The organism is Plantactinospora alkalitolerans, from assembly GCF_015690345.1.
Lineage (GTDB): Bacteria > Actinomycetota > Actinomycetes > Mycobacteriales > Micromonosporaceae > Plantactinospora > Plantactinospora alkalitolerans.
On record NZ_JADPUN010000002.1, the window covers coordinates 1 to 592 of the forward strand.

A 592-nucleotide genomic window follows, 5' to 3' on the forward strand; every position below is an offset into this window, starting at 1 on the left:
GGCCGGCGGCGCGTACCGGTGAGGGGACAGCCCGGTACGAGGGCGCCCCCGACGCTGTCACCAGTAACCAGCGCCGGGCCGGGACGGCTCGCGGTAGGCGAGACCGCCGTCGTCGAGGAGCGCCTGGCGACGCAGCAGGAGGGCTGAGGGCACCGGGCTCCTGATGTACGTCGCCCAGTCGGTGAGTCCTGGCGGGATCGGTCGGGCCCGAGCGGTGTCGCCGACCCGCATCGCGGTCTCGACCAGGTCAGGGAGCGCGCACCATGATGTCGCGACCGGACGCACCGTCGCAGACGCTCTGCGCGCGCCATCGCCTCCGCGCTGGACTTCCTCCAACTGCCACGACAAGGCTGGACTGCTGGCTCTGCCAGATCAGCTGATCCGCGCGATGCGGAACTCCTCCTGCTGTCTGAGGTGTCCGGCTAGGTTGATCGGAGGAGCACCGCTTCGGGTCGGTGGCCCCTAAGTGAGTGTTTGAGAGTGGTGTCGGACGGCGGGTCCGTCGGGTGAGGTCGGGTCGTTCGGTGATCTGGGTATGGGACGGACGCGAACGTATGACTCGGACCTGACCGATGCCCAGTGGGAGATCGTC

The 592-nt window shown here is 69.1% G+C and carries 1 protein-coding gene; it reads right to left on the reverse strand.

Features of this window, described 5'->3' with window-relative positions; genetic code table 11:
• Positions 1-57: 57 nt before the first annotated feature.
• Positions 58-285 carry a hypothetical protein gene (locus tag I0C86_RS00010; protein WP_196199056.1) on the reverse strand — a complete coding sequence of 76 codons (228 nt, stop codon included), beginning with the start codon at positions 283-285 and terminating at the stop codon, positions 58-60.
• Between the last annotated feature and the right edge of the window lie 307 nt (positions 286-592).